A 13,551-nucleotide genomic window follows, 5' to 3' on the forward strand; every position below is an offset into this window, starting at 1 on the left:
ACGCGTAGGGAGTCACGCGCCGGGCATCACGCGCCGGCAGTCACGCGCCGGGGATCACGCGTCGGGGATCCAGCTCCCGTGGAAGCCCAGCGGCACCCGGCCCGGGAGGTGGATCCGGGCCACCGGCTCCCCGGTGAAGTCCTGGGCCGCGAGGATCAGCAGGTCCGACGCCCCGCGGTCGGGGTCGTGCACATAGGCGATCGCATAGCCGTCGTCCTCCGCCGCCCGCCCGTCGCCCGGGCCGGACGGCACGAACACGGCCTCGCTCGCCGCCGCGCCCGCGGGCAGCCGGTGCACCTGAGAGGTGCCGCGCAGCAGGTCGTGCTTGATGAGCGCGTTGGCGAAGGCCCCGTCGGGAGGGGTGCCGTCGACCGCCTGGTAGGCGCGTGACATCTCCGCCGCCGCTGCCGAGTAGCCGTACCGGTGCCGGCGGGACACCAGCGTCTCCCTGACCCGCGGGAACTCCTGGGGGCGGTCGTCGAGGGTCCTGGTCCGCACCCGGCCGTGACGCAGGTCGATCGTCCAGCGGTCGAGCCGGGGGGTGCCCGCCGAGTGGGGGCCGCCCGAGCCGTTGCCGGCGACGAGGAACGGCGCGTCGAACGCCGTCATGTCGACGACGATGTGCGGCCCCTCCTCGTACGCGTTGAGGGTGTGCGAGTAGTAGACCGGGTCGACCTCGAACCAGCGGACCGCGCCGCCCGTGCGGGGCATCACGCCGACCCGCGCCGGATGCCGGTCGTTCCAGACGTACGGCACGATGTCGCCTTGTTCGGCGCCCGCCGGGTCGAAGGTGACCGGCATGTCGAGGATGACCACGTGGTGCTCGGTCAGCGCGAAGTCGTGGATCATCGGCGCGTCCGCCACCGGGATCCCGGTGGTCCGCACCACCTTGCCCGCCGGACCGACGACCAGGTGCCGGACGTGGTCCAAGGTCGGGTAGTAGGCGATGGCGTGCAGCTCTTCGGCATGGACGTCGAACTTGGTGTGCGCGGTGAGCGGGCCCCGGAGCGTGCCCCGGAAGTCGTACGTGCCGACGGTGTTCAGCTCGTCGTCGAGTTCGTAGGGCAGCGGGCCGCTCTCCTGGAGCGCGAGGATCCGCCCCCGGTGGGGGATCACATGGGTGTTGCACGGGAAGTCGTCCGGCGGCACGGGACCCGGGCAGGGCTCGCCGAGCTTCCTCGCCACCTGCGAGGAGCGCACCCAGCGGTTGCGGTACCACTCGGCCCGGCCCTCGCGCAGCCGGACGCCGTGCACCATGCCGTCGCCGAGCATCCAGTGGTGGGCCCGGGGGTCCTCCAGGCCGAGGACGTTGGGGCCGTTGCGCAGGTAGCGGCCGTTCAGCTCACGCGGAACGCGGCCCGTGACCGGCAGGTCGAAGGCCGTCAGCTCCTCCGTGACCGGCTCGAAAGCGCCCTCGAGGAAGGGGAAGCGGCGCGGTGCTGTGGGCGCCGCCAGGGCCGGAGCGGCTTCGGCGCCGGTGCCGACGAGCGCTCCCGCCGCCGTGATCGCCGCAGCGCCGCGCAGCACGTTCCGTCGCGTGTGATCCGTCATCTCGCCCACTCCTGACCGCAGTCGCCTCCGGGAACGGTCACGAGTCTGCTGCGCGCGGCGGAGCGGGTCAGGAGGGGTGGACACCCTCCTGGGGTGGTGCCAGGCCCCATGTTTCCAGCAGGCCCATCAGCGCCCGGGCCGCCGGACTGGTCGCCTGCTCGGGCGGCAGCAGCGCCACCGTCTCGTAGACCGCGTCCCCGGCGCCCTTCACCGGCAGGGCGGTCAGTGAGGCGCGCTTGTGCCGGAAGTGACGGGGCACGACGGCGATGCCGAGGTCCTCGTCCACCAGGTCGAGAAGGCTGTGGACGTCGTTGACCTCCAGGGCGACGCTCCGGCGGACACCTGCCGCCGCGAAGGCCGCGTCGGTGGTGCGCCGCGGCCCCCAGTCGGGATGGAAGTCGACGAAGACCTCACCGCCGAGGTCCTCCGGTGTCACCGCGCCCCCGGCCGAGGCGAGCCGGTGGCTCGGATGGCACAGCACGGTCATCGGCTCGCTCGTCAGCGGCACCGCCCGCAGCTGGTCGGTGTCCTCCTGGGCGGTGCGCACGGCGAACGCAAGATCGAGGCGCCCGGCCGCGACCTCCTCCGCGAGGGCCCCCGAACCCGCCTGCCGCAGACAGATCTCCACGTCCGGATGGCGCCGGCGGAAGGCCGCCAGCAGCCCTGCCACGTGCACCCCGGCGATGCACTGCTCGGAGCCGAGCGCGAGCATCCCGCGCAGCACGCCCTGCACCGCGGCCACCGCCTCGTGGGCCGCGCGCACCTGCGCGAGGATCCGCTCCGCCTCACCGAGCAGCGCCCGCCCGGCCGGGGTGAGCGTCACCCGGCGGGTCGTGCGCACGAACAACGGCGTCTGCAGCTCCCGCTCCAGCGACCGGATGGACGCCGACAGGCCCGACTGGGACACCAGGAGGCGTTCCGCCGCGCGGGTGAAGTGCTGGTCCTCGGCGACCGCGACGAAGTGCTGCAGATGGCGCAGTTCCATGACTGAGAAGCGTAGCCGCTGAATTCCATCGGATTCTTCTGTTGGACGCATGGGCGCAGGTCACGCCAGAGTGGACACCGGTTTCCTCCCGACCCTGCCAACCCCTCTGGAGTCGCGTTGTACACCGCACACCCCGACCGCTACGCGGACATGCCCTACCGGCGCACCGGACGCAGCGGTCTGAAGCTCCCCGCGCTCTCGCTCGGCCTGTGGCACAACTTCGGCCCGGACCGGCCCGTCGAGACGCAGCGCGCCATCCTGCGCCGCGCCTTCGACCTCGGCGTCACCCACTTCGACCTCGCCAACAACTACGGCCCGCCGCCCGGCGCCGCGGAGTCCGCCCTGGGCGAGTTCCTGAAGCAGGACTTCGCGCCGTACCGGGACGAGCTGGTGATCTCCACCAAGGCCGGCTACCTGATGTGGCCGGGCCCGTACGGCGAGTGGGGCTCCCGCAAGTACGTGCTGTCCTCGCTCGACCAGAGCCTGAAGCGCATGGGCCTGGACTACGTCGACATCTTCTACTCGCACCGCCCCGACCCCGACACCCCGCTCGAGGAGACCATGGGCGCCCTGCACTCGGCGGTGCAGCAGGGCAAGGCGCTCTACGTCGGCGTCTCCAACTACTCCGCGGAACAGACCCGCGAGGCCGCCCGCATCCTGGGCGAGCTGGGCACCCCGCTCCTGATCCACCAGCCGCGCTACTCGATGCTGGACCGCCGCCCCGAGGACGAGGGCCTGCTCGACGCCCTCGACGAGCTCCAGGTCGGCTCCATCGTCTTCTCCCCGCTGGAGCAGGGCGTGCTGTCCGCCCGCTACCTCGACGGCATCCCCGAGGGCTCCCGGGCCGCGAGCGACAGCCCCTTCCTGAACTCCGACGCCCTCACCGAGGACCTGGTGGGCAGGCTGCGCGACCTGAACGACATCGCGGCCTCGCGCGGCCAGACCCTGGCGCAGATGGCCCTGGCCTGGGTGCTGCGCGGCGGCCGGGTCACCTCCGCGCTGGTCGGTGCGAGCAGCGCGCGGCAGATCGAGGACAGCGTCGGCGCGATCCGCAACCTCGACTTCGACGCGGACGAGCTGGCCCGGATCGACGCCGTCGTCAAGCAGTAGCGGTTCCGCGGCCCGGGGCGGTGTCCCCGGGCACGCCGGTCAGGAACCGATCCGTTCCTCCAGGCGCACGGTCACCGTGTCGCCCTCCTCCTTGCCGATGGCCTTGCGGACGTCCGCCTTCACGGGCAGCTTGTGCGTGCCGTCCCCGAGGGCCATGAAGGAACTGCGGAACGGGTGCCCGTCGATCGTCCCGCGGACCTTGACCAGGCCACGGGTGCCGAAGAACTCGACGGACCGGGGCCAGACCAGATAGGTCCAGCCGCCCTCGGCGGGGCTCTTGCGCAGCACCGCGGTGAATTCCGCGTCCAGGTCTCCCGTGGTGGCCATGACGTCCTCCGGTGGTCGGCGGTCTCTCCCTCGTGCAGACCGCCGGACACCGGAGAACTCATCGCGGTGCCGGTGCCTCATGCCCCGGCGGGCACCCGGTCCAGGAAGCCGAGCACGGCCCTGATCCGGTCCTGGCCGTCCAGGGTGATCACATCCGACCCGGCGACCGGCGCCGAGCCGTCGGCGGTGCTCACCAGTTCCCACGAGAAGCGGGCGGTGTCGTGATGCCCGTCGACCTCGCCGGTGAGGCGGAACTCGAACCCCGGGAACTGCTCCCTCGCCGCCGCGATCACGGCGGCGATCCCTTCGTGCCCCCTGACGTCGGCCAGCGGGTCCGTGTAACGGCCGTCCTCGGTCCAGGCGGCGGCGACCGCTTTGGCGCGCGCCCCGGGGTCCTCGGCGTTCCAGGCCTCGAGGTAACGGGCGACGGCGTCCTCGTGACGGTGGGCGGTTGCGGACATGGGCGATCAGCCTCCAAGGCGTCGTACCTGCTGGTCAGGTCCCGGGTCCCGGTCACGGCGGACCCCGTACGACCACCTTGCCCGCGCCCGCCGGGAGGGTCGATTACCTCAGGAGTCATGGGCCGTTGCGGCCCCGCGCCGGATTTCGGCCAACTCCGGGGGGTGAATATGCCAGGAGAGTGGCCGGAAAGTCGTGGTGACAGTGATTCAGCAGTGAACATACTGACCTGCGAGAGCGCTTTTCACATCCAGCGACGGCGCCCTCACGCACAGCACGCGAGCCGCCGGCCAAGCCAGGCCGGGCCGGTGGACGGGCAGGGCCGCGGGGGAGGGTCACGTGCACGACGAGTTCCTGTGCCACGTCACGGCGTACGGGGTCTGCGACGGCCGCCGTATCGGAGTGCCCCTCGGTACCTACCGGGCGCCCACCCTCGCCCTCGCACTGTGGTGGCTGCGCGACCGCGCCTCCTGGATCGCCCAGCGCCTCGACCCCCGGCCCGAGGCCGAGCACTTACCACCGGGCGCGCTCGTGCCGGTCGCCCCCACCGTGCCCGACGTGCCCGCGCTGCTGCGCGCCTGGTGCGCCGACCCCGCCCAGCAGGAGCATGTCGCCGAGGAGTTGGCGGCCGGACGGCTGGTACGCATCGCCACCAGCGACGACACCACCGAATACGAACTGCTCGCCGAGTCCGTGGACGCCCTGCGGATGCAGCGCGCCGCCCCCTTCGTCGGCCTTTCCGTCGGCTGACCTGCACTGCTGCGCCCAGGCGCAGAACAGGGCACATCGGTAGAATCTTGACCATGGCGCAACCCTCGGTAGCACCAGAGCTCGTCCTGGAGACGGAGACGGGCACCACCGTGATGATCCCGGGCCGCGACTACCACGTGGGGCGCGACCCGTTGAGCGACATCGTCATCGACGACGACCGGGTCTCCTGGCACCACGCCGTGCTGAAGCCCGAGGACGGTCACTGGACCATCGAGGACGAGGACAGCACCAACGGCACCTACGCCGACGGCCGGCGCATCCACGCCCGGGACGTCGGACCCGGCAGCGTCATCCGCTTCGGCAATCCGGCCGACGGACCGCGCATGACCCTGACCGGCCGTCCCGCCCCCGCCCCGCGCGGCCCGGAGCGCCCCTCCGCCGTCTCCATGCCGGCCCACACCGGCACCTACCGGCAGCCCACGACCGTGCGGCCGTTGCCCACCCGCACCGTCCGCATCGGCCGCGCCACCGACAACGACCTGGTCGTGGACGACCTCTCGGTCTCCCGCAGGCACGCCGAACTGCGCGCCCTGCCCGACGGAAGCTACGAGATCACCGACCTGGGCAGCCACAACGGCACCTACCTCAACGGCCGCCCCGTCACCAGCGCCCCCGTCGGCCAGGGCGACATCGTCGGCATCGGCCACTCGGCGTTCTGCCTCGTCGGCGACCAGCTCCAGGAGTACGTCGACACCGGCGAGGTCTCCCTCGACGTGCAGGACCTCGCCGTCACCGTCGACCGCGGCCGCAAGACGCTGCTGGACCACGTGTCCTTCCCGGTGGGGGAGAAGTGCCTGCTCGCCGTCGTCGGCCCCAGCGGCGCCGGCAAGTCCACGCTCCTCAACGCCCTCACCGGCCAGCGCCCCGCGAACCACGGCACCGTCCTCTACGACGGCCGCGACCTCTACCGGGACTACGCCGAGCTGCGCCAGCGCATCGGCCTGGTCCCGCAGGACGACATCCTGCACGCGCAGCTGACCGTCCGCAAAGCCCTCTCCTACGCCGCCGAACTGCGCTTCCCGCAGGACACCGCCAAGGCCGAACGGCGCGCCCGGGTCGACGAGGTCATCCGCGAACTCGGCCTGGAACAGCGCGCCGACCAGCCCGTGCACAGCCTCTCCGGCGGCCAGCGCAAACGCGTCAGCGTGGCCCTGGAACTGCTGACGAAACCGTCCCTGCTGTTCCTCGACGAGCCGACCTCCGGCCTCGACCCCGGCATGGACCGCTCGGTGATGCACATGCTGCGCGGACTCGCCGACGACGGCCGGACGGTCATCGTCGTCACCCACAGCGTGCTCAGCCTGGACGTCTGCGACCGGCTCCTGGTGCTCGCCCCCGGCGGGAAGATCGCCTACTACGGGCCGCCCGAGGACGCCCTGCCCTTCTTCGGCTTCGAGGAGTGGCCGGAGGCCTTCGAGGCCTTCGACCGGGACACCGCACGCGACTGGGCGGGGGAGTACCTCACCTCGCCCTTCCACGGGCGGTACGTGGCCGACGCCTCCGCCCAGCCGCAGCAACCGCGGTCCGAGCCCGTCGTCATCACCGCCCCTCCCCGGCCGCGCAGCCGCGGCGCCCAACTCGGCACGCTGGTGCGCCGGTACGCCGCCGCCTTGAGCGCCGACCGCACCTTCCTGATCATCATGATCGCCCTGCCGTTCGTGATGGGCGCGATGGCCCGCGCCCTGGCGGGCGGCAAGCTGACGCAGGAGACCGCGATGAACGCGCTGCTCATCCTCTGCGTCGGCGCGGTGCTCACCGGAGCCGCCAACGCCGTCCGCGAACTCGTCAAGGAACGCGTGATCTACCAGCGGGAACGGGCGGTGGGCCTGTCCAGATCGGCGTACCTGATGTCCAAGGTCATCGTCCTGGGCGTCATCACCGTGCTCCAGGCGGTGGTGCTGACCCTGGTCGCCCTGTTCGGCGTGGATCTCAACGCACCGGGCGGCGAGGGCGTGCTGATGCCGCCCCTGGTGGAGATCACGGTCGCCGTCGCCCTGCTCGCGTTCACGGCGATGATGCTCGGCCTGCTCGTGTCGGCCCTGGTGCGCAAGGAAGAGGTGACGATGCCGCTGCTGGTGCTCATCGCCATCGTCCAGGTCGTCTTCTGCGGGGCCCTGCTGAAGCTGGCGGACACACCCGGGCTGGAGCAGCTGGGCTGGCTGGTGCCGGCACGCTGGGCGCTGGCAGCGATGGCCGGCACCGTCGGGCTCGCCCGGATCGTGCCCGACGACCTGACGAAGGACCCGCTCTTCGAGCACTCGGCGGGCACCTGGCTGCTGGACGTCGGGATGCTGGTCGTGCTGTCGGTGCTCTTCGGCTTCCTCGTGTCCCGGCTGCTGCGCCGGCACGAACCGGCCGTCATGCGGAAGTAGGGAGCGCCGATGACGACCCCCGGCTTCCGGCCCACGCACGTCGTCCCGCAGCACGGGATGCCCGCCTGGGAGGCCCCCGACCCGGCCCGGCCCACCGTGGATCTCGATCCGCTGCTGCCGGTGCAGCTGCTGGAGCGGCAGGGCGACTGGGGGCACGTGCTGTGCTTCAACGGCTGGTCGGCGTGGGTCGACGGCCGCCGTCTGGTCGCCGTACCGCAGGATCCGCCCGCCGCGGACGGGGCGCTCACCCGGGCCGCGGATCCGCGGCCGCTGCTGGGGCGGGCGCAGGAAGCCCTGGCGCGCTACCGCTCCGCGGTGGAGGACCTCGCGGCGGGACTCGACCGCGAGTCGTTCCGCACCCGCACCCACGGCATCCGGGTCGGGGTCGTCGTCGACGGCGAGTCCGTGTGGCTCTACGACTCCGCCCACGGGCACTGGGTCTACGCCGACGGCGCCCGGATGAACACCTACGCCACGGACGAGACACCCGAAGCGGAACCGGCGTCCCGCCCGGCGCAACGGGCGGGGCGGGCGGAACGGGCGGAACGGGCGGGAAAGGACGAAGGGGCGGAACCGGCGGAGCCGGTGTCCCGCCGGGCCGAAGCGCCGGTGCATCCCCCCACGCGGGTGGTACCGCCCGAGGCGCCGCCCGGACCAGTGGACGCCGCGACCCCGGAGCCGCCTGAGCCCACGCGCGCGGTGGCACCCGACGCTCCCGAACCCACGCGGGTCGTGGCTCCGAATGCCCCGGAACCCACGCGGGTCGTGGCTCCGGAGGCTCCGGAACCGACGCGGGTCGTGGCTCCGGACGCTCCCGAGGCCACGCGCGTGGTCGCCCCCGAGGACCGGGAGGACAACGGCGGGGGAGAGGGTGAGGGTGAGGGCCAGGACGAGGGCCGGGGCGCGGGGAGCCGTCCGGCCGCCGCGCCGCCGACGCGGGTCGTGGGGCACGAGCCCACCCGGGTCGTCTCGCCCGAGGGTGAGGGCCGTTGAACCGCGAGACGAGCCTGTTCTCGGGGCGTCCCTCCGAACTGGTCGGGCAGCAGATCGCCGGGTACCGGATCGAACAGGAGATCGGGCGGGGCGGCATGGCCGTCGTGTACCGGGCCCGCGACCTGCGCCTGGAACGCACCGTGGCCCTCAAGCTCCTCGCCCCCGAACTCGCCCGCAACGACACCTTCCGCCGCCGCTTCACCCACGAGTCACGGGCCGCCGCGGCCATCGACCACCCGCACATCGTGCCGGTGTTCGAGGCCGGCGAGACGGACGGCGTGCTGTACATCGCGATGCGGTACGTCCCCGGCAGCGACCTGCGGCACGTCCTCGACCGCGAGGGCCCCATGCCGCCCGCGACCGCCCTCCGCGTCGCCGCCCAGGTGGCCTCCGCGCTCGACGCGGCCCACGACCACGGACTGGTCCACCGGGACGTCAAGCCCGGCAACATCCTGGTGGCCCGCGGCACCGACAGCGACCACCCCGAGCACGTCTACCTCACCGACTTCGGCCTGACGAAGAAGTCACTGTCGCTGACCGGCTTCACCACGGTCGGCCAGTTCGTCGGCACCCTCGACTACGTCGCCCCCGAGCAGATCTCCGGGAAGCCGGTCGACGCCCGCTGTGACGTGTACGGCTTCGCCTGTGTCGTCTTCGAGACCCTGGCCGGACATCCGCCCTTCCTCCGCGACGACGACATGGCCCTGCTCTGGGCGCACCAGTACGACGAGCCGCCGCCGCTGACCGCGGACCGGCCCGACCTCGACCCCCGGGTGGACCCCGTCTTCGCGCAGGCCCTCGCCAAGAGCCCCGACGACCGTCACCCGTCCTGCCTCGCCTTCGTGGCCGCCCTGCGCGCCGCGACGACCGGGGGCGGGAGCGACGCCCCGAGGACGCCCACGCGAGTGGACCGGCAGATGCCGGCAGCGGGGGAGGAGCGGCCCAAGCCACCGCCGCGCTGGGCCGAACCGGTCTTCGTGCAGAGGCAGTTGCGGCAGTAGGGCGCGTCGCCGGCTCCCGGTCAGCTCTCGCCGCCGGTGCGCACCTCGCCCCTGCGCCGTACGCGACGCGCCAGCAGGGCCCCGACGAACCCGGCCGCGAGCCCCCACGGGATGGCCAGGCCCACGGCACCCCACAACTTGGGCCGCAGGAACAGATCACCTCCGAGGCCGCCGCCCAGATCGCCGATGCCGAGCACCGACAGGCCGAAGTGCGCGGAGACGCGCCCGAGCAGGCAGATGGTGAACACGGTGAGCCCCAGGGCGACCGCCATGTGCACGGCGTGCTGCCAGGCCCTGACCCGGGCCGGTGACCGGGCCGCCATCACGAACCCGGCGGCCAGCAGCAGCACGACGTCGACGACCAGCAGCCACCACACCCGGCCGTCGTGCTCGGCGAGGGTCCGCAGGTTCAGCTCGGAGACGTCCGGGGTGCGCAGCACCTCGTCGAGCACATGCGGCATGGGAAGCCCGAACGGCCCCTCCACCCTGCCGTTCCAGGTGGCGCCGAGCCCGATCGTGAACGCCAGCCACACGAGGTTGGGCAGGCCGAGCAGGATCACCGCGAACGTCTCCCGCGCGTGCCCCTTGACCGCGGCGACCACCAGGGCGACGACCACGCCGATGGCGACACAGGCCAGCAGCAGCGCGACCATGGCGTACGCGGCCGGCCGCACCGACGCCTGGAAGCGGAGCAGTCCCGCGGGCAACGGCGCCCCGCGCGACACCAGCAGCGCCAGGACCAGCACACCGGCCAGCCACACCACGCCGACGAAGACGGAGAGCGGGACGTCGGTGGTGAAGCCGAGCTGCGGGGACGCGCCGAACAGGTCGCCGAGTTCGCCGAGTGCGGCGTCCCCGAGGGAGATGTCGAAGGTGTGACGGGCGGCGAGCGTCAGGCCGATCAGCGCGAGCAGCCACAGGGCCGCCACCCGGCCGGCCCAGCCGGCCAGCTCCGCCGCTCCGGCGACCGCGCGATGCCGCAGCGGCCGCAGGAACCCCCAGGCGAGCACCAGCGCCCCGGTGAGGGTGACCGACAGCGGAATCACCGTCAGGCCCGCCCGCGTCTCGGCCAGGTCACCGGCGCTCCCGGCGAGTTTCACCGTGCCGCCGACGGACGTCACCAGGGTGGCCGCCACGACGGGGCCGAAGGATCCGTCCGGCAGGTCCGCGGCACCGGCCGCCCACAGCCCGAGCGCGGCGACCACCGCCATGGCGAGCAGCCCGCCGAGCACCGTGGCGAGGGCGTGCAGCCAGCCGTGGCGGGCGACGGCCCGCGGGCCGGAGGTGCGTGCCTGACCGGAGGGGATGCGCGAACTCACGCTGCCACGCTAAGCAGGCCCCACCCGGTACGCCCGCCGGAGGGGGCCGTCCGCGTCGGCTTGCGGGGCGCACGGGACCGGAGCACACAATGAACTCGTAGTGGAAAAAGCGGCCCGAACCGGGATGAACATCTCCGGGTGGGCGAAGGCCGCAGGGAACCCACGCGGGAGAAGAGCTCGTGAGCGTCGATCCACCGTCGTCCGGCCGTCCCACAGGACCTCCCTCGGGCCCGCTGTCGGGTCCCTCCCAGCCGCCCTCGGGCGGCGGCGGCCCGCCCTCGGAGCCGCCGAGCGGAGGCGGCAGGGAACCCGGGCCCCGCCGCCCCTGGTGGGGTTCCGTGCCCCGGGTCGCGATCGTCGCCACCGCAGTGGTGGCCGCGGTGGTCCTGGCCGTGGTGCTCTCGCGGCCCGACAACGGCGGCACCGGCGCGTCGGACGGCGGCACCAGCACCGCCAGCGGCGAGGTGTTCCTCCAGCCCGCGGCCGACACGGGCCCGGACGCCTTCACCGAGTCGACGGCCCAGGAGGACAGCTCCGCCTCTCCGGTCACCCCCTCGGGGGCCGCCGAGTCGGCCCCGCAGAACGCCGTGCGGGGGGTGAGCGGTGACGCGCCCGGCCTCTACGGCGGCACCCGCAACGTCGCCAGCTGCGACGTGGAGAAGCAGATCAAGTACTTCGAGGACGCCCCGGACAAGGAGCGCGCGTTCGCCTCGGTCGTCCGGATCCAGCCGTCCGACGTGCCCGCCTACCTGCGTTCGCTCACCCCCGTGCAACTGCGCATGGACACCCGGGTCACCAACCACGGCTACAAGAACGGCGCCCCCACCAGCTACCAGGCCGTCCTGCAGGCCGGCACGGCCGTCCTCGTCGACGACCGGGGCGTGCCCCGGGTGCGGTGCGCGTGCGGCAACCCGCTCTCCCCGCCGGTCGCCCAGCAGAGCGCGCCGAAGACGACCGGCCAGGCGTGGCCGGGGTACAAGTCGTCGAACGTCGTGACGGTGACGCCCGCTCCGAAGCCGGTCGACGAGTTCGTGATGTGCGAACCCGACGGCGAGTGGTTCAAGCGCGAGGCGGGCGACACGGGCAAGAAGGACCAGAAGACCCACAAGCCAGACAAGCCGTCCCCGTCGGCGAGCGTCACCACCCCCACGGCACCGACGGACTCGACGTCGTCGCAACCGCCCACGAGTGAACCGCCGACGACCTCGGACACGGACACGTCGGGGCCGACGACGGACGAGCCGTCGTCCGACACCCAGCCGCCCCCGCCCGACAACAACACCGGAAGCGACACCGGGGGCAACACCGGGGGCGACACCGGCGGCGGGACGACGGACCAGCCCCCGGCCTCCTGACCCGGCCGGCTCAGGCGGCCCGCACGACCAGGGCGTAGTCGCCGAGTCCGAGCAGCCGGTCGGCCGGAAGGTCGCCGTGGGCGGTGACGACCGCGGCGACGCGGCCCGTCTCGGGTTCGAACGCGACGTCCTGGACCGTGCCGAGCGTGTCGCCCGTCTCGGTGAGGATCCTCAGGCCCGGCAGCTCGTGGTGCGGCGGCACCTCGGCCGGCGCGGCGGTGGAGCGGACCAGTACCGCGTCCGGGCCGATGGCGTGCAGGGCGCCCCAGGCCAGCACGGTCTCCTTGCGGGAGTGCCGGCCCCGGACCCGGACGTGCGTGACCACACCGGACTCGGCGTCGACCGTCAGCGACCGCAGGGCGCCGACCTCCTCCGCCTCCGTCAGCGTCAGCACCGGCAGGCCCCGTGCCTCGGAGAACAGCATCATGACGCGGACTCCTCCCGCCCGGCCCGGAAGGCACCGACCCGGGCGACGAAGGCCGGCAGGTCCTCGGCGACGTAGCGGGTGGCGTCCGCGGGGATGACCAGGGCACGGCCCGAGACGGCGAGCGTCTCGCCGCGCGGCACGTACACCCGGTGCCGGAGGCGTCGCGAGCCCTGCATCAGGGCCTTGCCCGCGGCGATCCGGAACCCCACGACCCGTCCGCTGGTTCCGCCCTCCACGATCACGTCCAGCACCGTGCCCACCTCGGCGCCCTCGTCGGTCAGCACCTTCGCGTGCAGCACCCGGCCCTGCTGGGCCTCGCGGCGGGCCACCACCGCGGAGGTGTCCTGGAGGGCGAGCGCATCGCGGACCATGACCGCGTACGGGCCCAGGGAGTGCACAGCCGACCACGGCAGGCTCTGCTTCAGCGGCCCGCTCAGCAGGCCGCGCCCGCTCAGCGTGAAACCGGTGATGCGGCCGCCGGCGGCGTCGAAGACGGTGTCCTTGATCTGCGCGACGGCGTCCCCGCCCAGAGTGACCACCGGCAGGGTCGTCAGACTGCGTGCGGCCAGCAGCTCGTTCATCGCAGGTCCTTCCCGCCCGGCCGGCGCCGGACCGCGATGACGGTCCCCGAGCGGCGCCCCGCCTGCACGGCGAGTGACACCATCACGACGGCGGCGAGCGCCGCGATCACCACGACCAGCCACGTCCACCAGGCCACCGCGCACCTCCGGCGATCCGGCCCGGCCGCCCTCGGCCGGTCCTGATAAATTCCGGGTGCCCCGCGAACGGGGGAGAATGCCCGGTGCCGCGACCGGGACCGCATCCGTGAGGACTGTGAAGCCCGGCTCGGGGTACGAGCACTGGTGCAGAGCGTCCGGCCA

General features: G+C 73.2%; 14 protein-coding genes. 6 read left to right on the top strand and 8 right to left on the bottom strand.

Going from position 1 to position 13,551, the window contains the following annotated elements; genetic code table 11:
* Positions 1–54: 54 nt before the first annotated feature.
* Positions 55–1,551, bottom strand: a complete 1,497-nt coding sequence (locus ACFV20_RS26905; protein ID WP_385660588.1) for a carotenoid oxygenase family protein — start codon at positions 1,549–1,551, stop codon at positions 55–57.
* Between the two features lie 67 nt (positions 1,552–1,618).
* Positions 1,619–2,536 carry a LysR substrate-binding domain-containing protein gene (locus ACFV20_RS26910; RefSeq protein ID WP_385660592.1) on the bottom strand — a complete coding sequence of 306 codons (918 nt, stop codon included), beginning with the start codon at positions 2,534–2,536 and terminating at the stop codon, positions 1,619–1,621.
* 117 nt (positions 2,537–2,653) lie between these two features.
* On the opposite strand from ACFV20_RS26910, the gene mgrA reads away from it, so the two are divergent.
* The gene (mgrA, locus tag ACFV20_RS26915; RefSeq protein WP_385660595.1) at positions 2,654–3,646 is read left to right on the top strand and encodes an L-glyceraldehyde 3-phosphate reductase; all 993 of its coding nucleotides are present in this window, start codon (positions 2,654–2,656) and stop codon (positions 3,644–3,646) included.
* A 39-nt stretch (positions 3,647–3,685) separates the two neighbouring features.
* Here the strand turns inward: mgrA and ACFV20_RS26920 are convergent, their stop codons facing one another.
* Positions 3,686–3,973 (bottom strand): DUF1905 domain-containing protein, encoded by a 288-nt coding sequence (locus ACFV20_RS26920; RefSeq protein WP_385660597.1) that lies wholly within the window; start codon positions 3,971–3,973, stop codon positions 3,686–3,688.
* Between the two features lie 77 nt (positions 3,974–4,050).
* Complete coding sequence (locus ACFV20_RS26925; protein WP_385660599.1) at positions 4,051–4,434, bottom strand: nuclear transport factor 2 family protein; 384 nt, start codon at positions 4,432–4,434, stop codon at positions 4,051–4,053.
* A gap of 337 nt (positions 4,435–4,771) precedes the next feature.
* Here ACFV20_RS26925 and ACFV20_RS26930 point away from each other — a divergent pair, with 337 nt between their 5' ends.
* From ACFV20_RS26930 to ACFV20_RS26945, 4 genes are read left to right on the top strand one after another with little or no spacing between them, the layout of a single operon-like run.
* Positions 4,772–5,182: a hypothetical protein gene (locus ACFV20_RS26930; RefSeq protein ID WP_385660602.1), complete on the top strand. Its 411-nt coding sequence runs from the start codon at positions 4,772–4,774 to the stop codon at positions 5,180–5,182.
* Between the two features lie 53 nt (positions 5,183–5,235).
* Positions 5,236–7,575 (top strand): FHA domain-containing protein, encoded by a 2,340-nt coding sequence (locus ACFV20_RS26935; protein WP_385660605.1) that lies wholly within the window; start codon positions 5,236–5,238, stop codon positions 7,573–7,575.
* 9 nt (positions 7,576–7,584) lie between these two features.
* The gene (locus ACFV20_RS26940; protein ID WP_385660609.1) at positions 7,585–8,568 is read left to right on the top strand and encodes a hypothetical protein; all 984 of its coding nucleotides are present in this window, start codon (positions 7,585–7,587) and stop codon (positions 8,566–8,568) included.
* Positions 8,565–9,569, top strand: a complete 1,005-nt coding sequence (locus tag ACFV20_RS26945) for a serine/threonine-protein kinase (RefSeq protein ID WP_385660610.1) — start codon at positions 8,565–8,567, stop codon at positions 9,567–9,569. Before ACFV20_RS26940 ends, ACFV20_RS26945 begins: the two co-directional genes overlap by 4 nt.
* 20 nt (positions 9,570–9,589) lie before the next feature.
* On the opposite strand, the gene ACFV20_RS26950 is transcribed toward ACFV20_RS26945, so the two are convergent.
* Complete coding sequence (locus tag ACFV20_RS26950) at positions 9,590–10,888, bottom strand: streptophobe family protein (protein WP_385660614.1); 1,299 nt, start codon at positions 10,886–10,888, stop codon at positions 9,590–9,592.
* Between the two features lie 338 nt (positions 10,889–11,226).
* Between ACFV20_RS26950 and ACFV20_RS26955 the strand changes: the two genes are divergently transcribed.
* Positions 11,227–12,243, top strand: coding sequence for a DUF6777 domain-containing protein (locus ACFV20_RS26955; RefSeq protein ID WP_385660618.1), 1,017 nt, complete (start codon positions 11,227–11,229; stop codon positions 12,241–12,243).
* Between the two features lie 10 nt (positions 12,244–12,253).
* Here ACFV20_RS26955 and ACFV20_RS26960 read toward each other — a convergent pair whose 3' ends face one another.
* Genes ACFV20_RS26960 through ACFV20_RS26970 form a run of 3 tightly spaced genes read right to left on the bottom strand, consistent with a single transcriptional unit; the run spans position 12,254 to position 13,388 of the window.
* Entirely contained in the window at positions 12,254–12,670 is a 417-nt protein-coding gene (locus ACFV20_RS26960) for a PRC-barrel domain-containing protein (protein WP_385660621.1), read from the bottom strand.
* Entirely contained in the window at positions 12,667–13,251 is a 585-nt protein-coding gene (locus ACFV20_RS26965) for a PRC-barrel domain-containing protein (RefSeq protein ID WP_385660624.1), read from the bottom strand. The genes ACFV20_RS26960 and ACFV20_RS26965 overlap by 4 nt, the downstream gene beginning before the upstream one ends.
* Positions 13,248–13,388, bottom strand: coding sequence for a hypothetical protein (locus ACFV20_RS26970; RefSeq protein ID WP_385660627.1), 141 nt, complete (start codon positions 13,386–13,388; stop codon positions 13,248–13,250). Before ACFV20_RS26970 ends, ACFV20_RS26965 begins: the two co-directional genes overlap by 4 nt.
* Positions 13,389–13,551: the final 163 nt, after the last annotated feature.

Origin of the sequence: Streptomyces sp. NPDC059696, assembly GCF_042733745.1 — a bacterium.
Classification (GTDB): domain Bacteria; phylum Actinomycetota; class Actinomycetes; order Streptomycetales; family Streptomycetaceae; genus Streptomyces.